Source organism: Novosphingobium gossypii (assembly GCF_050433305.1).
Lineage (GTDB): Bacteria > Pseudomonadota > Alphaproteobacteria > Sphingomonadales > Sphingomonadaceae > Novosphingobium > Novosphingobium gossypii.
The window spans coordinates 1-19,935 of record NZ_JBNPXM010000002.1 but is presented as its reverse complement, the minus strand read 5'-3'; the positions used below and the strand labels follow the sequence as shown (position 1 = coordinate 19,935).

Below are 19,935 nucleotides of genomic sequence, written 5' to 3'. Positions count from 1 at the left end.
TCAGAACCTGAAGCGCAGTTCCGCCAGGAACGTGCGTGGTTCGCCTGGAAAGTGGCCGCTCTGCGCGGAGAAACCGGACGCCGCGTAGACCTTGTCGAAGATGTTATCCACGCGCAGCAGCAATTCGGCGAAGCCGAGGCCCTTGGTAATCGAGGCATCGAAGATCGTGTAGGGTTTCACCGTCTGGCCCGAAAGGCTGATACGGCGCGAGACGTGCTCGCCACCAAAGGCGAAGGCGGTGTCGATCTCGGGAACCTGATAGCGGGTCCAGAAACCTACTTTGTGCTTGGGCGCATTGGCGAAGCGATCACCCACGGCGTTGGTGATCGCCTGCCCCGCGGCAGTGCCGGTGATCTTCGTGTCGTTGTAGCCGTAGTTTACCATCAGCACCCAGTCGGGCGTAATGTCGGTGGTCAGGTCGAACTCGAAGCCCTTGCTCGTCACTTCGCCGATGGGCGCGAGCTGGTCCACGCCATTGACGGGGTCCAGACTGGGATCGACCTGCAGGATGTTCTTGCGCACGATGCGATAGACCGCGGCATTCGCCTGAATACGACCGTCGAGCAGCTGCGTCTTCACGCCGCCTTCGATCTGGTTGCCGGTGACCGGCGCGAATGGGCCGCCAGCATCCCTGTTCTGGTCGGCGGCAGCCTGCGGCTCGAAGCTCTGGGACCAGCTGGCGTAAAGCGAAACGTCGGCACGCGGTTTGAAGATCGCGCCGCCCCGCAATGTCACGTCGCTGTCGGAATATGCGGACCGCCCGGACACGGTGCCGCCGCTGCTGGTAGTCACGCCGTCGTCGAACTTGTCATAGCGCACGCCCGCGACCAGCAGCAGCGCGTCAGTGACGCTGATCTGATCCTGAAGATAGGCACCCTTGCGCTTGGTCCGCGTGTCAGTGGTGGTGAAGGGCAGCAGCGCCGCTCGCGCCGCATCGCCCGCCCCGCTGCCGTAGACAGGATTGCTGAGGCTGAGCGACGTCACGCCCGCGCGCAGGATTCGCGAATGCAGCACGCTCTTTTCATCGTACCAGTCCGCGCCAGTCTGGAACTTGTGCTCCATGCCCAGCACGTCCACCCGCGCCGTGAGATTGGCCATGAACGACAGGCCGTGGACAGGACGGATCTGGTCGCGAAACTCCCGGCGGACCAGGTCGGGATTGGCGGGATCGAGGCCCCGCGGCTCGTGGTACTGCTGCTTCTCCGTGGCCTTGAAATAGCGCGCGCCCGCGTCGAAAGTGACGCGATCCCCGATCGTCGTCGCATAGCGCGCCTGATAGGCCTGCGAACGCAAATTCAGGAAGTCGGTCTTCTCGTTTGCATTCCAGCGGATGCTGGTCAGGAAATTGCCATCATCGTCGACCAGCACGCCACGCAGACGGTTCGCCTGCAGTTCGCTGTCGTAAATCGTCGCCTGAAGCGTCAGCTTGCCGCCTTCGTTGGTCTTGATGGCGATCCCGGCGTCGCCGATCCGCGACTTGTTCTGGGTATTGCGGCGATAGGGGTCCATCGATTCATAAAAGCCACCCAGTCGGTAGGTAATCACGCCGGAGCTATCGAGCGGGCCGGTGGCTTCCGCCGAAAGGCCTATGCGATCGTAAGTGCCGCCGGTAATTACCGCACGCAGACCGGCCTTGTCGGACGGCGTCTTCGAGACGTAGTTGATGATGCCACCCGGAGAACCGGGGCCGAAGAACAGACCCGCCGGCCCCTTGAGCACTTCGACCCGTTCGATGTTGAACAACTGCGGCACCGAGAAGCCGATGAACGGATTGCCGCGCTGCCCATCGTAAAAGGACTGGTCCTGCCGAAACCCGCGGAACGTGACGCCTGCATAGCTGAAGAAGCTGACGCCGGAGATATTGCGATAGATGTCGGTAGCATCGCGCGCACCCTGATCGGCGAAAAGTTCGGCGTTGATGACCTGCACTGCCTGCGGAATGTTCATCGGGTCTTCGGCAACCTTGCCAACGGTTGCCTGCTCCACCCGGTAAAGGCGTTGGGCGCGGCCGGTGACGATGATTTCACTGTCAGCGGCCGATGCTTCGTCCGGGCCTGCTTCCTGTGCGTAAGCCGGGATGGCGATGCACGAAATGGACGCGATCAACGCTGCCTTGAAAGCTTGCAAGATGTATCTTCCCCGTTACCACAATGCGAATCAATCGCAATACGGCCCGCGCCATAAATGGCAGGGCTATCAATGCAAGCGCTATTGCGACCTGGTATCATAAATATGGCTCTTGCTTGTGGGTGCACCGGACCGGGAAGGATGCGATTCGGCAGCCATCAGTCGAGGCATCCGGTTGAAGTCGTCGAAGACCTTCGTGACGCAAGGCGAGAACCCCGACTTTGTCGCCATCCAGCAGCCATTTCGCTATCGGGAGATTAGCCGTCAGTAGGATGAAAATCTGAATGAGCGCCGTTTAACCTAGAACTTCATCAGCGATTGAAGTGGCTTCAGCAAAGTTCGCTCTTTTGTGCCTGCACACGGGCGAAGAAATCCCACCTGACTGCGAAAGCCGCTTCAATCATTGCCGGAATGTCTTCGTCCAATCTAAGCCTGTTCGCAGCGCCATCCAGAAGGTCGATCAGAATTTCGCACGCCTCGCCAGGATCAGCCACGGGGAAGGCCGCTGCGACCGCATTTCGCAAGGGCGTGAGCGCGTGGGTGGCCCATTGCTGCGCCAGGCTGCGCAGCCGGGGCGAAGTGGCCGCTTCCAAATTCATCGCCGCGTACAATGCGGCATGGTCGCGCGACGCTCCGAAGCCGAAATAGGCCCGCGCCATGGCCCGCAACACTTCTTGCGGAGATGAACCGGGGATTCCCGATGCATCGAGCTTGGAAATGAAGCCGGCGACGTCGCGATCAACCACCGCGCAAAATAGCGCCTCCTTGTCGGCGAAGCGGCGGTAGATCGAATGTTTGGAGCAGCGCAGGCGCACCGCCAATTCGTCGAACGAAGCGCCCGCATAACCCCTCTCGCAGAACAGGGTCCGCGCCATATCCAGCAGTTCCTGCGACCATGCCTCCGCTTGTGCTTTCGTCGGTCGCCCCATCCCTCTGACTTTTCTCCGCATTCCAGTCGTTGACCCGGCATCGACAAAACGACACGATATAGTGCTGTTAATAGCAAAGCGAGTCGCACTTGTCTTCCATTTCGTTGTCGCGCGTCAGTTGGGTTACTCCTGCGGGGACTCCCGTCTTTCGTGAGATCGACCTCAATTTCGGCCCTCGACGCACGGGGCTGGTCGGACGCAATGGCGTGGGGAAAAGCACGCTGCTGCGGATCATGGCCGGTCAACTGCCGCCATCATCGGGTGCATGCGCGACGGTGGGGACCGTTTACCTGATGCATCAGGTCGTCCAGCCGGCGCGATCGGACAGGATAGCCGATCTTTTCGGCGCACGACCCGCCCTCGATGTGCTGGCACGCGCGGCCGCTGGAGAGGCGACTCTGGACGATCTTGAACAGGCCGACTGGACGATCGAGGAACGCATCGACGCCGCACTCGCCCGCGTCGGACTGGAGGCTTCGGCAGCGACGCCGCTGGACGGGCTTTCGGGCGGCCAGCGCACGCGGGCAGCGCTGGCCGCCGCGATCTTTGCAGAACCTGACTTCCTGCTGCTGGACGAACCCACCAACAATCTGGACCGGGCGGGGCGAGAGGCGGTGCTGCGGCTCGTCGATGGATGGTCGGCCGGACTGGTCGTGGTAAGCCATGACCGCGAACTGCTGGAGCAGATGGACGCCATCGTTGAACTGACGACGCTTGGAGCGGCGCAATATGGCGGAAACTGGAGCGCCTATCGCGAGGCCAAGGCGCTGGAACTGCAGGCCGCCGAACAGGATCTGCTCGACGCCCGAAAGCGGCAGGCGGAAATCGCGCGACGAAGCCGGATCGCCGACGAGCGCAAGCAGCGCCGGGACGCCGCCGGTGCACGCAAGGCCGCACGCGGGGACATGCCGAAAATCCTCGCAGGGGCGCGGCGCAATGCCGCCGAGAGCAGCGGCGGCGGCGATCAGCGGCTGAAGGCCCGGCTGGGCGATGACGCCGCGCGGGACGTGGCAGCGGCGCAGGCGAAGATCGAAGTGCTGCAATCCCTGTCGATCGTGCTGCCGACGACGAAAGTTCCTTCGGGCCGCACCCTGCTGGAGATGCACGGCGCGGCGATCGGCCATCATCCCGCCCGTCCGATCCGACGAGGTATCGACCTGACGATCACTGGCCCGGAACGGATCGCAGTGACCGGGCAGAACGGCTGCGGCAAGAGCACTCTGCTACGGACCATCGCGGGCGATCTACCCCTGCTGGGCGGCACCATGGCGCTCGGCGGTACGGTCGCCTTTCTGGACCAGAACGCTGCGCTGCTTGATCGCGAGGCGACCATTCTCGACAACTTCCGGCGGCTCAACCCCGGCAAGGGCGAGAACGCCTGCCGGGCGATGCTGGCCGGCTTCCTGTTCCGGGCCGACAGTGCGCTGCAAGTGGTCGGCACCCTGAGCGGAGGACAGGTGCTGCGCGCGGCCCTTGCCTGTCGTCTCGGTGGAGATACGCCGCCAGAGATGCTCGTCCTCGACGAACCGACCAACCATCTCGACCTCGACTCCATCCAGGCGATCGAGGCGGCGCTGGCTGCCTTCGACGGAGCCTTGCTGGTAGTCAGCCACGACGAGGCATTCCTCGGCGCGATCGGTGTGGAACGACGGATCGTGCTGGCATCGTGACCCCGTTCGCACACGCTAACGGGCAGCCCCAAGCGGCTTCATACGATCCCCGGCGCCACCCCCGTCGATCTCCACGACCGCCAAGAGGCGGTAGCGGCGGCCGTCGAGCAGCTTGCAAACCCTGTGCCGCGCCTAATACCGGATCACAGCAACTAACGGGCGGCCCTGCCAGGGAGCGGCTATCCTGCGTGCCATAGCAAGGAGACCCGTCATGCCCGATCAATCACCCGCAATCCCCCAGCCGCGCCGTCGCGAGTTCATCGCCGGTGCGGCCACACTTGCGTCCGCCATGATGGCAGGCCTGACCCCGGCAAGGGCAGCGGGGGCGAGCACATCGAATGTCCGGCCGTTCGGGCCGATCCGGCAGATCGCCGCTGGACCGCTCGATATCGGTTACGTCGAGACGGGTCCGTCTTCCGGCCCGGCGGTGCTGCTGTTCCATGGCTGGCCCTATGACATTCGTGCCTTCGCCGAAGTCGCTCCGTTGCTGGCGGCGCAGGGATACCGCGTGATCGTGCCGCACCTTCGCGGTTTCGGCACCACGACTTTCCGCTCTGCCGAAACCCCGCGCAATGGGCAACAAGCGGCTCTGGCAGCAGACGGGATCGCACTGATGGATGCGCTGGGCATCCGGCAGGCGGTGGTCGCCGGATTCGACTGGGGCGCACGCACGGCGGATATCATGGCCGTACTCTGGCCCGAGCGCTGCAAGGCGCTGGTTTCGGTAAGCGGTTACCTGATCGGCAGCCAGGCCGCCAATGCGAGATCGTTGCCTCCCAAGGCGGAACTGCAGTGGTGGTATCAGTTCTATTTCGCTACCGAGCGTGGTCGCGAAGGCTATGCGGCGAATACCAAGGCATTCAATCGCCTGATCTGGGAGCAGGCCTCGCCACGCTGGGGCTTCGACGATGCGACTTACGACGCATCGGCAGCATCGTTCGCCAACCCGGATCATGTGGCCATCGTGATCCATAACTACCGCTGGCGGCTGGGTCTTGCCGAGGGCGAGCGCCAGTATGATGCCGCCGAAGCCCGCCTCGCTGCGGGCCCGCCCGTCACGATCCCCGCCATCACCATGGAGGGCGATGCAAACGGCGCGCCGCATCCCGATCCCGCCGCATATCGCGCGAAGTTTTCGGGGCCTTACGAGCACCGCCTGATTGCCGGTGGCATCGGCCATAACCTGCCGCAGGAAGCGCCGGTCGCTTTCGCAAAGGCCGTGCTAGACGCGGGGAGGATGGGCGCATGATCCGCTTGCCAACTTGCGTCCTTGGAGCCTCCCTGGCGTTGCTGGGGGGCTCCGCCGTGGCCGGTGCGGTGCGGCATGAGGCCGATGCAGCGCCGGTCTACGGTGTGCAGCTTCCCGCCGGATACCGCGACTGGAAGCTGATCAGCGTCGCGCATGAGGCGGGGAAGAACAACGACATCCGCGCCATCCTCGGCAACGACATCGCCGTGCGGGCCTACCGCAAGGGCATCCGCCCGTTCCCTGATGGCGCGGTGATCGTCAGGCTCGCATGGCGGTACGAATCCTCCCCGCGCAACGATGCCGTTTTTCCCGCGCCGCAATCCTTCGTGGCGGGTGAGCCGACCAACGTACAGGTCAGCGTCAAGGATGCGCGCCGGTATGCAGCAAGTGGCGGATGGGGATACGGCCAGTTCGACAATGGCCGACCCAACCCGGACGAAGCTCTTACACGCTCGTGCGCCGCCTGCCACGCCAGGCTCGAACCCGGCGACGATCAGGTCTTCACTGCGTATTCGAGGTAAAGGCCGGAGCGAAAAAGAACCCACGGCCGGCCATCGCATTGCGATGGCCGGCCGTGGGCGATTGCGCACCGATCGGGGAGTGGGGGGCTTGGACCGGCGCGCAACCGTTACCGCGCTGCAGCAGCGCGCTCGATCAACCCGGCCACCTGAACCGGGTGCGAGACCATGACGACGTGCGAGGCGCCCTTCACCACCAGCGTCTCCCGCGCGCCTGCCCGCTGCGCCATGAACTGCATGGCGGCAGGGGGAATGTTGCGGTCGGCATCGCCATAGACGAACCACGAAGGCACATGCTTCCACGCCGGAGCGGTCGAGGCTTCGGACAGCGCCGCATCCTTCACGGGCCGCTGTCCCGCCGCCATCAGGCGCGCCTGTGCGGCGGGCACGTCCGCCGCGAATTGGGCGGGGAAGAGCGCCTGCCGGATGTACAGGTCATTGCCGCCGCCCGCCAGCGGCACCGGTGGGGCCAGCGTCGGCCCCAGCGTGCTGCCAGGGAATTTGCCGGTCAGGCCAAGCGCCGTCTCCCCCGCGTCGGGAGCGAAAGCGGCGACGTAGACCAGTGCAGTGACATTGGCCGCCGCTTCCGCGGCCTCGCTGATCACCGACCCGCCGTAGGAATGGCCTACCAGCACGACTGGCCCGGCAATGGCTTTCACCACGCCCGCCACGATGTCGGCATCGGAACGCACACCACGCAAGGTGTCTGGCGCCGCGACGACGGTGTAGCCATCATGCTGGAGCGCGGCGATCACGCCGTTCCAGCTCGACGAATCCGCAAAGGCGCCGTGCACGAGAACGATGGTGGGCTTTTCCGCCAGCGTGGCCGGCTTTGCCTGTGCATGGGGCGCGATCAGTCCGGCGGCGAGCACCAGCCCGCCCGCAATGAGGGTCTTCTTCATCGGTGTGATCCTTTGTTCGCGTCAGACGAGGGCGACGACGGTTTCGATATTGCCTTTTACCGCCCTGGAATAAGGGCAGGTGCGATGGGCGGCCTCGATGATCTGCCGGGCGATTTCAGGGGCTATACCGGGAACATGAACGTCGAGACGCGCCGCCAGCGCATAGCCGTCTGCGCCATGACGCAGCTCCACACGCGCGTCGATCGCCACCGCTTCGGGAAGGTCGATGCCCTTGCCCTTGGCTGCGATCGCCATTGCTCCTTCGAAGCACGCCGACCAGCCGGCTGCGAACAGCTGTTCGGGGTTGGTGCCCGCACCCGAAGTCCCAGGGGTGGACAACGCGATGTCGAGCCGTCCATCGGAACTGCGCGCGGCCCCTTCGCGCCCTCCGGTGACATGGACGTAAGCGGTGTAGAGGGTCTTGCTGTCGGTCATTGGTCTGCTCCTTGGAAATGATAGGGTCAGCGCAGGGAACGGAAGGCAGCGCGCACTTCGCGGGCGAACAGCGCAGGCTGTTCCCAGGCGGCGAAATGGCCGCCGTCGCTCGCTTCGTTGAAATAGAACAGGTTGGTATAGCAGCGCTCCGCCCAGCTCCTGGGGGCGCGGAAGATCTCGCCGGGGAACACGCTCACCGCCACCGGCAGGTCGATCACCCCACGCGCGTTGAAGTTGTTGGAGTGGTCTTCCCAGTAGATCCGCGCCGCCGAAGCGCCCGTCCCCGTCAGCCAATAGAGCGACATGTCGTCGAGGATCGCATCGCGGCCAAGCACACGTTCGGGCTGTCCGTCGCTATAGGTCCACTGCGCGATTTTCTCGTACATCCATGCGGCCATGCCGACGGGCGAGTCCACCAGCGAATAACCGATGGTCTGCGGGCGCGTGTTCATCATCGCCGCATAAGCGGCATTGTCGCGGTAGAACGCTTCCAACTGGTCGAAGGCCCCGCGCTCCTTCGCAGAAAGGCCGACGGGCGCGGGATCACCTGCGGCAAGGGTGCGGGCGATGTCGGCGGGCACCACGGCAGGCATGTTGAGATGTATGCCCACCAGCCCCGGTACGTGTTGCAAGGCCATGCGCTGCGAAATCACCGAGCCGCAATCGCCACCCTGGCTGACATACCTGTCGTAGCCCAGCCGCAGCATCAGCGACGACCATGCCCGCCCGATCCGATCCGATCCCCAGCCGGGCACCGTCGGTTTCGCGGAAAAGCCGAAGCCGGGTATGGAGGGAATGACGAGGTGAAACGCATCGTCCGCGCTGCCGCCATGTGCGGTGGGGTCGGTGAGTGGAGCTATGGCGTTGAGGAATTCCAGGATCGACCCCGGCCAGCCGTGGGTCAGGATCATGGGCAGGGCATTCTCATGACGCGAGCGGACATGGATGAAGTGGATGTCCTGCCCGTCGATCTCGGTCATGAACATCGGCAGGGCATTGAGCCGCGCCTCGACCTTGCGCCAGTCGTATGCACTAGCCCAGTAGGCCATGAGCGGTTGCAGCGTCTGGCGGCGCACGCCCTGCCCGTCATCGCTCACCAGCTGAGGATCGGCCCAGCGCGTCTCTGCGATACGGCGCTTCATCGCAACGATGTCGGCGTCTGCAACCGCGACGCGGAACGGGCGGACGCTGCCTCCTGCGGTTGCCGCGCGGCTGATGCCGGGTACGGCGGCCATCGCTCCCGCCACGGCGGTCGCAGCAATGAAGCTGCGCCGGGATGTGGAATTTCCTGCAAACATAAGTCTATCCTCCGCCGATCATCCGATCCGATGGCGGCAGGATATGCGCGATCCCTGTGGGACGCCCGTTAGCTTGCGTAATGCGGTGTTAGCGCCTCACTGATGGCGGATAGCGCGCTGCCGCTGTCAGGTACTAACACCGCCCGTCAGCATCTGGCGTGAAGCTTCGCCCAGGGGGCCATAGACCGTGTGCACTCGAAAGACGCAGAACCGGAAGGGCTTCCGCCATGACTACGAACCGCTCCACAGGCTTCATCGCTGCCGCCCTGCTGGCAGCCGTCGGCACCACCGCAGCATGCTGCCACGAAGCCTTTGGCACGACACTGGCCGACAAGGATGCCGTCGGCTCCGCGCCTGCCGATGCCCCGCCTCGCGCGCTGCAGGTGCTCCAAAGCGCCACCCCTTGGCTGACGGGAACCACGCCGACGCTGCGAGGCAAAGTGGTTCTCGTAAACTTCTGGACGTATTCCTGCATCAATTCCCTGCGAGCGCTGCCCTATCTGCGCGTGTGGAATGACAGGTACGGGGACAAGGGACTCCAGATCGTCGGCGTCCATGCACCGGAGTTCGCCTTCGAACGCGACCGGGCCAAAGTCCGCGCGGCCACGCAGCAATTGGGTGTCGACTATCCAAACCTTCAGGACAACGACTATGCCGTCTGGCAGGCTTTCGGAAACGAAGGCTGGCCTGGTTTCTACTTCATCGATGCCAAGGGGCGGGTGCGGGCCTACAGGGTCGGCGAAGGCAATTATGCCGAGGCTGAAAGCCTGATCCGCAAGCTACTTGCCGAAGCCGGCCATGACGTGTCAGCCGTTCCCCTTGCCCCGATCGCTTCGATCGGGGTGGAAGCACAGGCGAACTGGTCCCAATTGCGCTCGCCCGAGGCCTATATCGGCTACGCCAAGGCGCAGGGCTTCGCCGCTCCCGGCGGGCCTGTACGCGATGACCTGCACATCTATAAGCCGGTATCCCCGCTTTCCCTCAACCATTGGGATCTTGCCGGAAGCTGGACCGTGACGCGTGAATTCGCCCGACTGGACAAGGCGGATGGCGCCCTGCGTTTCCGCTTTCACGCACGCGATGCCCATGCGGTTCTGGGCGCACCTGCCGATGGACAGCCGGTCCGCTTCCGGGTGACGATCGACGGCAAGGCGCCCGGCGTCGATCACGGCACGGACACCGATGCCCAGGGGTGGGGCGTGATCCGCGAGGACCGCCTCTACCAGCTGGTACGCCAGCACGGCCCGATCAACGATCGCACGGTGCGCGTGGAGTTCACCCGGCCGGGCGTGCTGGCCTATTCGCTCACCTTCGGGTGATCCGGACTGCTTCTCGATCCGCGATTGCCCCTCCCATGCCCGGCGACCATCGTATAAGTAGCACCATCCTGCCCCCTTGCGGCAGGATGGTGCATGGCATTGGGGCAGATTGGCATAGTGGCGGATTTCGAAAGTCTGGAACCGGGCGAACGGATCGCCTTCGGGCGTTTCTGCGTTCACCCCGCCAAGCGCCTCCTTACGCGGGACTCACAGCCGCTGGAGATCGGCGGGCGCGCGTTCGATCTTCTCATGGCCCTGATCGAGCAACCGGGCCGCGTCCTGTCCAAGCGCGAACTGCTGAAGCGCGTCTGGCCTGACGTTGTCGTGGAGGACGGCAGCCTGCGGTTCCATATGGCGGGCCTGCGCAAGCTGCTGGGCGAAGGTTTGGACGGTGGAGACGCGCGATTCATCGCCACGCAGGTGGGAGTGGGTTATGCCTTCGTGGCTCCGGTGGAGCGGCTTGGACTCGAACCGCCGCTGCCGGATCATGCCCCCACCATACCAGCGCCGCCCGAGGCGCAGATCGGCAGGACAACCAACATCCCTCCGCCGCTGCCGCACCTGATCGGCCGCGAACGGGATCTGGATCTGCTGACCGCCCGCGTGGGCGAAATTCCGCTGTTCACCGTCGTCGGCCCGGCGGGAGTGGGCAAGACCTCGCTCATGATCGAGATCGGGCACCGACTGACCGCCCAATTCAGCGGGCGGGCGGTCTTCGTCGATTTCAGCATGCTGGAAAACCCGGCGCTCGTCCCGGCGATGATCGCGGGAGCCATGGGCATCTCGGTGCAGAGCGGTGATCCGGTCGCCGCTATTCTCGGCCATTGCGGCAGCGATCCGTTCCTGCTCCTGCTCGACAATTGCGAGCATGTGATCGACCAGGCCGCGCGGATCGCCGAGCGGATCGTCGAAAGGGCCCCGCGCGTCCGCATCGTCGCCACGTCGCGAGAGCCGCTGAGGATCCGCGGTGAGCACGTACATCGGCTGGACGCACTGGATTGTCCGTTGGACGGGGAGACACTTACGCGTGAACAGCTGCTGGCCTACCCTGCCGTCCAGCTGTTCAGCGAACGCGCCCGCGCCGCCGATAGCGCCTGGGAGATCGACGGGAGCGAGGCCCGTCTGATCGCGGAAATATGCCAGCGCTTGGATGGCATGGCCTTGCCGATCGAACTGGCCGCGGTGCGTGCTGCCACGCACGGCATCGCCGCCACCGCCCGCCAAATCGGTGAGCGGTTCAGCCTTGCATGGTCGGGTCGCCGCACCGCGCAGCCGCGCCAGCAGACCCTGCGCGCGGCGCTGGACTGGAGCTACGATCTGCTCTCGCCGCAGGAGCGGGTCGTGCTGGACAGGCTGTCGGTCTTTGTCGGCCCGTTTTCGGTCGATGCTGCGCTGGACGTGGTGTCAGACGCCGCGACAGGCTTCGACGAGGTAGCCATCGCGCTGGACGAGCTTGCGGCCAAATCGCTCGTCTCCGCCAGCCGCGTTCGCGGGGCGGGCACGTACCGGCTACTGGAAATGAACCGTGCCTACGCGCGCGAGAAGCTGGCGGCACGCGGTGCCGACGATCATCGCGCAACGGGCCGGCGCCATGCCATGTTCTTCGTGTCGGAACTGGAGGCCCTCGCCGCGCAGGACAGCGCCGCACTTCAGGACGTTCGCGCACTGCGGCCGCAGCTGGGTAACATCCGCAGCGCGCTGGACTGGAGCTTCGGACCTGATGGCGACATCGGCGTCGCGGTGCGGCTTGCTGCGGCAAGCATGCCTGTGTTCCTCAACCTCTCGCACCTTGTCGAATGTCGCACCTGGGCGACCCGCGCGATCGCCGCGCTGGCGCCGAACCAGCGCGGCACTGCGGTCGAACTGGAATTGCAGGCTTCGCTGGGCATTGCCCTGATGTTCGCGCACAGCAACAGCTCTGAAGTAGGCAAGGCGCTGACCCGTGCGCTCGATGTGGCGACCCTTATGGAAGATCATCGCAGCACGCTCGGCATACTGGCGCGATTGCACATCTTCCATGAACACGTCGGCGCCTATGCCCAGACGATGGCCTGTGCCCGTCAGGCCATCGCCGTTGCACAGGCGCTCGCCGATCCGGAGGCGCTCGCGATCGCCTACTCGCTTTCTGGCATCTCGCACTACCAGGCGGGTGACCAGATCAGCGCACGCCGCGACCTGGAACGGGCGCTGGAGCATGGCGGCGCCTCGCAGGGCAGCCGCTCGATCATCCACGGTTTCGACCATCGCAACCGCGCGAGTATTGCGCTGGCCCGCGTGCTCTGCCTGTCGGGTGAGCCGGAGGCGGCACAGCGTCTGGCGGCAAGGACGGTGGCTGAGGCGGCTGCTCTCGATCATCCGGTCACGCATTGCATCGCACTTATCTGTTCGATGTCGATCGACTTGTGGATGGGCGAATTCGCACGAGCCCGCGAAACTTTGCCGGTCCTGCGGGATTGCGCACGGACCAATGCTCTGGCTCCGTATATCGTGGTCGCACAGGGCTTCGAGGGCGAACTGGCGCTTGAATGTGGCCGACATGCCGAGGCGGTGGAAGTGCTGGAGGACAGCTTAAGGCAATTGCACGAGGCCCGTTATGAGCTGCTCACGACGCGGTTTTCGCTTGCTCTGGCGCGGGGGTTGGCTGCGGTGGGCAGGCTGGCCGATGCGCGCCGGGTCGTGGACACTTCGATAGAACGATGCATCGACACCGGCGAACATGTTGCCATGGCCGAACTGATGAGGGTCAAGGCCGCGATCGCCAGTGCGAACGGCGCCGTGGATGAAGCGCTTGCCCTGCTGGATGAGGCCACGGGCCTGGCCCGGTCGCAGGGCGCTCGCGCCTGGGAAATGCGCGTGGCTGCCGACCGCGCCGGGATGCTTGCCTGCCCGTTCAGTCCGGGAGGTTCGGGAACAGAGCACTGACGGCGTCGGCCTCCGGGCCCCCCGAAGATGGTTGCGCGGCTGACCTCCAGCCACCGCGCATTTCCTTAAAGATATGCGGCAGCATTCATGGCGCGGGTGTCAGGATCGCGCGCGGTTCGAGAAAAGCGTCGAGGCCGTAGGCTCCGATCTCGCGTCCAAGCCCTGACTGCCTGAAGCCGCCGAAAGGTGCGTAAGGATCGTGCGGCGCGCCGTTGATGACGACGCGGCCGGCCACCAGCTGCCTAGCGACCCGCATTGCGCGGTGCTCGTCCGAGGAGAGGACATAGGCCTGCAATCCGAAGTCGGAATCATTGGCGATTGCCACCGCGTCGTCTTCGTCGTCATAATCGATGACGCTCAGGACCGGGCCGAAGATTTCTTCGCGTGCGATACGCATGGTGTTCGTCACGTCGGTGAAGATCGTCGGCCTGGCGAACCAGCCTTTGTCCAGCCCTTCGGGCCGTGCCTCGCCGCCGGTCAGGAGCGTTGCGCCTTCTTCCTGGCCAAGCCGTATGTAGGACTGTACGCGCTCCCAATGCGCGGCGCTGGCCAACGGACCGATCCGCACTTCCGGATCGGCAGGCACGCCGACCTTCAGCCGATCCGCCTCCAGTTTCAGCCTTGCGATGATCTCCACCTTCCGGGAACGGGGCACGAGGATGCGCGAGCCCGCAACGCAGGCTTGTCCGCTGTTGGCAAAACCGCTCATCAATGCGACGGGGATGGCGGCGTCCAGATCGGCGTCGTCGAGTATGATGGTCGGCCCCTTGCCGCCCAGTTCCAGCACCAGCCGCTTCATCGTATCGAGGGCGCTGCGCTGGATGATCCTGGCCGCCGGAGTCGATCCGGTAAAGGAGATCAGCGCCACGTCGGGATGCGCAGTCAGTGCTGCGCCGACCTCAGGCCCGGTGCCGTTCACGACATTGAGCACGCCCCTCGGCAGCCCCGCTTCGTGCAGGCATTCCAGCAGCACCTGCGTCTGGATCGCGCTCTGCTCGGCGGGCTTGATGACAATGGTCGAACCCGACCCGATCGCATGCGCCAGCTTGGTGGCAATGAAGCCGAAGTTGCTGTTCCAGGGCGTGATCGCGCCAACGACGCCCAGCGGCAGCATCGTCACCGCGCTGGAGCCTGCCGTCCGCTCGAAGGCATAGCTCTCGACCGAAGCGGCCATCACTTCGAAGATCGAGGCAGTGTTCTGCACCGAGAAGCCGGTAAAATAGGATGGCGCGCCGTATTCCTCGGCCATCGCGGCAGCAAGATCGGCGGTGCGTGCCCTCACGACGTCGCGCAGGCGGTGAAGCATGGCGATCCGCTCTGCCTTCGACGTGAGGGCCATGGCCGGAAACGCCTGCTTCGCCGCTGCCACTGCGATGCGTAGATCCTCGGCGTCGCCCAGCCGAACGGTACCTATCCTGGCTTCCGTCGCCGGATTGAAAAGGTCGAGGCATCGGGTGCCGTGCGGCCTCACGAAGTCGCCGTCGATATAGATTGTGTCGATGTTGCGCATTGTCGTCTCCATTCGTCATCGACGATATGGCGCACGCTTCATGATCCAATTAGAAGCACAATCGGGGACAGGCTGATGAGAGATGTTGCGCAATGCCAAAAGCCAGTCTTGTCGAACTGGAAGCCTTTGCCGCTGTCGCGCGCACAGGCGGCTTCCGGGCCGCCGCGCGCCAGTTGAACATTTCCTCATCCGGCCTGAGCCACGCGATCGCCGCGTTGGAAGAGCGCATGAACGTGCGGCTGTTCAACCGCACCACCCGCAGCGTCGTACTGACTGCGGCGGGCGCACAGTTTCTGGAGGAAATCCTCCCTGCTCTAGCTGCGATCGACAGCGCGATCGACAATGCCGGGGAGCACGTCGGCGAACCGTCAGGTCTGCTGCGGCTGAACATGGCGGCCGGTGCGGGGCATTTCGTAATTGAGCCGTTGATCCGGGAATATCTGAAGCGTTTCCCCAGGATGCAGGTGGAGATCGTCACCGAAGCCGCTCTGGTCGATGTCATCGGCAAGGGCTTCGATGCAGGCATCAGGCTACTGGATGCCATTCCGCCGGACATGATCGCCGTCCCCATCATACCGGACCTCCGCCTGGTCGTGGTAGGCGCGCCGGCCTATCTTCAGGGCCGGGCGCCGCCTCTCGTCCCGCTGGACCTGCTGTCGCATGACTGCATCCGCTACCGTCTGGGGAGCGGGCGCATCTACCACTGGGAATTCGCGCAAGACGGCGAGCGGACCGAACTGGATGTGCCCGGTCGCCTCGTCCTCGATGACAGCGGCCTGATGCTCAACGCTGCGCTGAACGGCGTGGGACTGGCCTATCTGGCGGAGCAAACCATAGCGCCGTACGTCGAGGAAGGACGCCTGATCCGGTTTCTGGAAGACTGGATGCCGGCGGAACCACCCTTGTGCCTCTACTATTCGGGGCGCCGCCAAGTCCCCGCCAAACTGCGCTCTTTCATCGACCTCGTCCGTAGCCATGCCCAAGAAGCGAGACGTGGCTGAAAGCGACATTTCGGCAACCTCAAAACGATACTTGACTGGTCGTTCCATAATTCCTATCTCGCACGGTATGGCAAGACCACGGGAATTCGATCAGGACAGCGCGCTAATCGCGGCCATGACGGTATTCCGTGAACATGGCTTCGAAGGCACCTCGGCCGAGATGCTGGTTAAAGCCATGGGTATCGGGCGGCAGAGTCTCTACAACACATTTGGCGACAAATGGCAGCTCTACCAGATGGCGTTACGGCGTTACGCCGCTGACGAAACAGGCAAGCACATCGCCATGCTGCAAGGCAAGCCGCGTGCTCTCGACGGAATAGAGGCGATGGTCAGTAGGGTCGTCGCCAACGCCCGCGATGCTTGTCTGGGGGTCGGCTCGATTTGTGAGTTCGGCCTCAGGCGGCCAGAACTGGTCGCAATCCGCGACGCGGCAGACCGTGCCATGCGCGCTGTCCTGACCGATACCATAGCGCGGGCGCAGGCCGAGGGTGACGTGGCGCCGGACCTGGCACCAGATACGATAGCCTCCTTCATCGTCATGAGCTTCTCGGGTTTGCGGATTGCCGCACGCGCCGGCGCAAGTGACGAAGATTTGCGCAAGCTGGGCGATCTGGCCTTGCGCGCATTGCGATAAGCGCAGGCGCGCCTTTTTATTTGCTTAGTTTTGGAATGATTGTTCAACAAAGGAAGCTGACATGCAGGCGATTGTAATGACCGGAACGGGAAGCGCGGATGTGCTTGAACTGGCAGATGTTCCTGAACCGGATCCAGCGCCCGGTCCGGGCCAAGTTCTCGTTCGGATCGCCGCTGCGGGCGTCAATTTCATGGATATCGGCGTCCGCCAGGGCATGGCCTGGACGGAGGTGCCCAACCCCAAGATACTCGGCGTGGAAGGCGCGGGAAGCGTTGTCGCGGTGGGACCGGGCGTTTCCCTGCCAATCGGTCAGCGTGTCGCCTGGGTCTACGCGCCGGGCAGCTACGCAGAAAAGATCGCGCTACCCGCAGCGGCACTCGTGACTATCCCTGACGGAGTGGAGGACAGAACCGCAGCCGCGATCATGATGCAGGGGCTTACGGCCAGCCACTTCGCCACCGATTTCCACCCTGTGCAAGCAGGTGAAATCGCCCTCGTCCATGCGGCGGCAGGGGGGCTCGGGCTGCTGCTGACCCAGATCATCAAGATGCGCGGCGGGAAAGTCATCGGCCGCGTTTCGAGCGCGGACAAAGTGGCGATCGCGCTGGAAGCGGGTGCGGACCATGTCATAGTCGACGCCAAAGGCGATTTTGCCTCGCAGGTGCTGGAATGGACCGGTGGCGAAGGCGTGCATGTGGTCTACGATGGATCCGGACCGACCACGTTTCAGGGATCGATCGATTCACTGCGCCGCAACGGGACGCTCTGCTGGTACGGCCCCGTCCTTGGCGGTCCCGACACACTCGACATCATGAGCCTGCCGCGAAGCATCAAGCTCGGCTACGCGGTCTTCTCCGACCATATTCATACCCCAGAGTTGCTTTGGAAACACGCTGCACGCCTGTTCGATTGGGTCCTGCGCGGCGATCTCAAGGTCCGGATCGGCGGCACCTATCCGCTGGCGGATGCCGCCCGCGCGCACCGCGACATGGAAAGCCGGAAAACCACCGGCAAGCTGCTGCTGATGCCCTGATCTTTGGGGGCATCAGTTCCCTTGATGACGTTCACGCTATCAACAAGATGAAATCGGTCTGTGCGTTGCGTTATTGCCGCCCTCGAAACGCTTGCCATTGAGGAAGATCGTCGGCGACAGCGGATAGCAAGCTTGTCGTAGCGGGCGCCCAGCGTCCCTCGCTAGTCGGGCACTACGCCCGCAACATAGTCGAGAGCTTGCACGACGGATGCGCATTGCGACGCTCGGTGCCCGGCGCAAGATCCGGAACGGGTGTATCGTTGACTTGGAGCTTCACGCTGGGCATGGCGTGATCGGCGATCCGATCGACGGCGGCTGTAGCGTCCAGCTTGCTTGACCAAGCCAGCCCGCCATCGTCGAACGGCTGACCTCAACACCTTGCGAGGCGTAGGTCTGCGACTGGCGGTCAAGAGGCAAGTGATCGCCGAACTTGGAAACGATGACGTGGGCCAGCAAACCGGGACCGTACGATCACGCGGCGCGGGAAGCGCGGAGGCGGTGCCTGGCTGGTCGCGTCGCAGCAGATTGCAGAAAACTTGGGGAGGACATGACGCGCGACGTGGACGCAAACAAGACACATTCCAGCACTTCGGTCACGCCCTCGTCGAGCTTGCTCATCGTGCCCCCTCAACCAGAGCAGCCTTCGGCGTCCGGCGTCGCGTGTATAACTTCGTCACAAGGAAGATGGTCGAGCAGCGGAGCACTGCGAGGCTTGTGAGGGTCGCCTTGGCGGGGCATCTTTTAGGCACATAGCCATCGATCAGTTGTCGCGCATGAACTGCCAGACGTTCTCGACCGGGTTGAGCTCCGGGCACCTGGGCGGCAGCGGCATCAAGGTGATGTTGGGCGGCACGATCAGTTCAGCCGATCCGTGCCACCCGGCCTGATCGAGCAGCAGGACGGCATGCGCGCCCGGCGCGACGTGGAAGGCGATTTCCTCAAGATGCATGCTCATAGCCTCGCTGTTGCAGCGGGGCATGACGATGCCGGCGGCCTTGCCTTCAGCCGGGCAGCCGAACAGCCAGGCCGAGGCGCGCTGCTGGTCCTTGGGCGCTGAAGGTCGGGTGCCGCGCCTGGCCCAGCGCCGGGTGATGTTCTTCTGCCCGACGCGGGCCTCGTCCTGAATCCAAATCTCTATGGGCGTGCCCTTCGGGAGGCTCGTCCGGACCTCTGCCACTGCGGCAGCGAAGCCCCTTTTTTGAACGCCTCCATGGCGAGTTCGTTCTGCGCGTGATGGCGCGGCCGGGCCGTCAGCTTCACATAGCCGAGCTTCTTTAGTTCGCGGCTCACGGTCGTCTCGTCGAGCGACACCGCGAACTCCTCGTGGAGCCATTGCACCAGGTCGATCAGCCGCCACCGCACGACGCCACGGATCGCCGGTATCGGCCCGCGCTCGACCACCTCAACAAGAGCTCGGCGCTGGTCGTCATTGAGAATCGAGCGCTTGCCGGGGGCCTTGCCGTCCAGCAGTCCGTCCGGCCCGACGGTATTGAACCGGATCACCCAGTCGCGAACGATCTGCAGCGTGACGCCGTCGATACGCGCCGCATCGCTGCGGCTGCCGCCATCGTATATCTGCGCCAGCGCCAACAAACGCCGGGCCTGCGGCGCGCTCTTCGAAAATCGCGCCAGACGCCGAAGCGCAGCCCCGTCGAAATCACTCCGCAACGCAATTGCGTGACCCATCTGCCTGTCCTCTCGATCCAGGAAGACATTGATTCAGACTTTCATTGATTTGGGAATCCCAAACGTGAGTCAGCTTCAGCGCGGGTTGGTCTGAGGCCCTGGCATCGCCGGTGCAGCTGCAGGCTCCGTCATTATGATTGCCTCGTAAGAAATGAACTCAAGCGCCTCACTGCGATGGCTGTTGCCTCCGGCTCGCCGATCGCCAATTATAGATCAAGCTCTGGCAATCTCATGTCGGTCAGCAACTCGGCAAACCGATACGCCGTCTGCATCCGGCTCCGCGAGGAGCACTGCCTTCCCAACATCCGAAAGCTTCCTGCGCCGTTCGGTGCACGCGATGATCTCCACCCGATTCTTCACTTGGGCCCGTTCTGGGGTTTAGAAATAGACTCCTTAGTGAAGGTTCATGAGCGTCGAGCCTCATGGCGCAACACGCCTGGCGGCGGACGCTTAGGGATCTGGCTACCTATGCCTTGAGCGGCAGGTCTGTCTTTGGCGAGCGTTTATCGAGTTTCATGGTCATTGGTTGCGGGGGTAGGATTTGAACCTACGACCTTCAGGTTATGAGCCTGACGAGCTACCGGGCTGCTCCACCCCGCGTCACTGATTTGCGTCTTGGTTGTAGACGCAAAAAGGGCCCGATTGGGCCCTTTATGTATTTTGTCATTGTGATGGGTTTTTTCAGCGATACGCACTGCGTCG

General features: G+C 64.0%; 15 protein-coding genes, 1 tRNA gene and 1 pseudogene. 8 read left to right on the top strand and 9 right to left on the bottom strand.

The genetic code is table 11. The annotated features are described in order from the left end of the window. Together GGR40_RS05715 and GGR40_RS05710 are read right to left on the bottom strand one after the other, a co-directional pair. Positions 1–2,127, bottom strand: a complete 2,127-nt coding sequence (locus GGR40_RS05715; protein WP_429275245.1) for a TonB-dependent siderophore receptor — start codon at positions 2,125–2,127, stop codon at positions 1–3. A gap of 329 nt (positions 2,128–2,456) precedes the next feature. Then, positions 2,457–3,002, bottom strand: coding sequence for a TetR/AcrR family transcriptional regulator (locus GGR40_RS05710; RefSeq protein WP_429275244.1), 546 nt, complete (start codon positions 3,000–3,002; stop codon positions 2,457–2,459). A gap of 143 nt (positions 3,003–3,145) precedes the next feature. Here GGR40_RS05710 and GGR40_RS05705 point away from each other — a divergent pair, with 143 nt between their 5' ends. From GGR40_RS05705 to GGR40_RS05695, 3 genes are all read left to right on the top strand, one after another. Beyond that, positions 3,146–4,726: an ABC-F family ATP-binding cassette domain-containing protein gene (locus GGR40_RS05705; RefSeq protein ID WP_429275243.1), complete on the top strand. Its 1,581-nt coding sequence runs from the start codon at positions 3,146–3,148 to the stop codon at positions 4,724–4,726. Between the two features lie 211 nt (positions 4,727–4,937). Beyond that, complete coding sequence (locus GGR40_RS05700) at positions 4,938–5,975, top strand: alpha/beta fold hydrolase (protein ID WP_429275242.1); 1,038 nt, start codon at positions 4,938–4,940, stop codon at positions 5,973–5,975. After that, complete coding sequence (locus tag GGR40_RS05695; protein WP_429275241.1) at positions 5,972–6,496, top strand: cytochrome P460 family protein; 525 nt, start codon at positions 5,972–5,974, stop codon at positions 6,494–6,496. Before GGR40_RS05700 ends, GGR40_RS05695 begins: the two co-directional genes overlap by 4 nt. Positions 6,497–6,603: 107 nt before the next feature. On the opposite strand, the gene GGR40_RS05690 is transcribed toward GGR40_RS05695, so the two are convergent. Genes GGR40_RS05690 through GGR40_RS05680 form a run of 3 tightly spaced genes read right to left on the bottom strand, consistent with a single transcriptional unit; the run spans position 6,604 to position 9,128 of the window. Continuing rightward, the gene (locus GGR40_RS05690) at positions 6,604–7,395 is read right to left on the bottom strand and encodes an alpha/beta fold hydrolase (RefSeq protein ID WP_429275240.1); all 792 of its coding nucleotides are present in this window, start codon (positions 7,393–7,395) and stop codon (positions 6,604–6,606) included. A gap of 21 nt (positions 7,396–7,416) precedes the next feature. Then, a complete protein-coding gene (locus tag GGR40_RS05685; protein WP_429275239.1) occupies positions 7,417–7,830 on the bottom strand; it encodes an organic hydroperoxide resistance protein in 414 nt (137 codons plus the stop codon). Between the two features lie 26 nt (positions 7,831–7,856). Beyond that, a complete protein-coding gene (locus GGR40_RS05680) occupies positions 7,857–9,128 on the bottom strand; it encodes an epoxide hydrolase family protein (protein ID WP_429275238.1) in 1,272 nt (423 codons plus the stop codon). 227 nt (positions 9,129–9,355) lie between these two features. On the opposite strand from GGR40_RS05680, the gene GGR40_RS05675 reads away from it, so the two are divergent. After that, positions 9,356–10,447: a redoxin family protein gene (locus tag GGR40_RS05675; protein ID WP_429275237.1), complete on the top strand. Its 1,092-nt coding sequence runs from the start codon at positions 9,356–9,358 to the stop codon at positions 10,445–10,447. A 93-nt stretch (positions 10,448–10,540) separates the two neighbouring features. After that, a complete protein-coding gene (locus GGR40_RS05670) occupies positions 10,541–13,369 on the top strand; it encodes an ATP-binding protein (RefSeq protein WP_429275236.1) in 2,829 nt (942 codons plus the stop codon). 85 nt (positions 13,370–13,454) lie between these two features. Here the strand turns inward: GGR40_RS05670 and GGR40_RS05665 are convergent, their stop codons facing one another. Further along, positions 13,455–14,879 (bottom strand): aldehyde dehydrogenase family protein, encoded by a 1,425-nt coding sequence (locus GGR40_RS05665; RefSeq protein ID WP_429275235.1) that lies wholly within the window; start codon positions 14,877–14,879, stop codon positions 13,455–13,457. A 92-nt stretch (positions 14,880–14,971) separates the two neighbouring features. Here GGR40_RS05665 and GGR40_RS05660 point away from each other — a divergent pair, with 92 nt between their 5' ends. The 3 genes from GGR40_RS05660 to GGR40_RS05650 all read left to right on the top strand — a co-directional run bounded on the left by GGR40_RS05660 (position 14,972) and on the right by GGR40_RS05650 (position 17,547). Continuing rightward, entirely contained in the window at positions 14,972–15,880 is a 909-nt protein-coding gene (locus GGR40_RS05660; RefSeq protein WP_429275234.1) for a LysR family transcriptional regulator, read from the top strand. Between the two features lie 115 nt (positions 15,881–15,995). Next, positions 15,996–16,514, top strand: coding sequence for a TetR/AcrR family transcriptional regulator (locus tag GGR40_RS05655; protein WP_429275233.1), 519 nt, complete (start codon positions 15,996–15,998; stop codon positions 16,512–16,514). A 100-nt stretch (positions 16,515–16,614) separates the two neighbouring features. Then, positions 16,615–17,547, top strand: a complete 933-nt coding sequence (locus GGR40_RS05650; RefSeq protein WP_429275232.1) for a quinone oxidoreductase family protein — start codon at positions 16,615–16,617, stop codon at positions 17,545–17,547. Between the two features lie 273 nt (positions 17,548–17,820). Here the strand turns inward: GGR40_RS05650 and GGR40_RS05645 are convergent, their stop codons facing one another. The 3 genes and pseudogenes from GGR40_RS05645 to GGR40_RS05635 all read right to left on the bottom strand — a co-directional run bounded on the left by GGR40_RS05645 (position 17,821) and on the right by GGR40_RS05635 (position 19,833). Beyond that, entirely contained in the window at positions 17,821–17,964 is a 144-nt protein-coding gene (locus tag GGR40_RS05645) for an IS66 family transposase (protein ID WP_429275598.1), read from the bottom strand. A 346-nt stretch (positions 17,965–18,310) separates the two neighbouring features. Then, positions 18,311–19,233, bottom strand: a pseudogene (locus tag GGR40_RS05640) (IS630 family transposase); the annotation flags it as partial. 523 nt (positions 19,234–19,756) lie between these two features. After that, a tRNA-Met gene (locus GGR40_RS05635) sits at positions 19,757–19,833 on the bottom strand. Between the last annotated feature and the right edge of the window lie 102 nt (positions 19,834–19,935).

Coding starts and splice junctions, on each gene's coding strand:
- GGR40_RS05710 (WP_429275244.1), bottom strand. CDS start 3,002: ATGGCGCGGACCCTGTTCTGCGAGAGGGGTTATGCGGGCGCTTCGTTC.
- GGR40_RS05700 (WP_429275242.1), top strand. CDS start 4,938: ATGCCCGATCAATCACCCGCAATCCCCCAGCCGCGCCGTCGCGAGTTC.
- GGR40_RS05695 (WP_429275241.1), top strand. CDS start 5,972: ATGATCCGCTTGCCAACTTGCGTCCTTGGAGCCTCCCTGGCGTTGCTG.
- GGR40_RS05690 (WP_429275240.1), bottom strand. CDS start 7,395: ATGAAGAAGACCCTCATTGCGGGCGGGCTGGTGCTCGCCGCCGGACTG.
- GGR40_RS05685 (WP_429275239.1), bottom strand. CDS start 7,830: ATGACCGACAGCAAGACCCTCTACACCGCTTACGTCCATGTCACCGGA.
- GGR40_RS05680 (WP_429275238.1), bottom strand. CDS start 9,128: ATGTTTGCAGGAAATTCCACATCCCGGCGCAGCTTCATTGCTGCGACC.
- GGR40_RS05675 (WP_429275237.1), top strand. CDS start 9,356: ATGACTACGAACCGCTCCACAGGCTTCATCGCTGCCGCCCTGCTGGCA.
- GGR40_RS05670 (WP_429275236.1), top strand. CDS start 10,541: ATGGCATTGGGGCAGATTGGCATAGTGGCGGATTTCGAAAGTCTGGAA.
- GGR40_RS05665 (WP_429275235.1), bottom strand. CDS start 14,879: ATGCGCAACATCGACACAATCTATATCGACGGCGACTTCGTGAGGCCG.
- GGR40_RS05660 (WP_429275234.1), top strand. CDS start 14,972: ATGCCAAAAGCCAGTCTTGTCGAACTGGAAGCCTTTGCCGCTGTCGCG.
- GGR40_RS05655 (WP_429275233.1), top strand. CDS start 15,996: ATGACGGTATTCCGTGAACATGGCTTCGAAGGCACCTCGGCCGAGATG.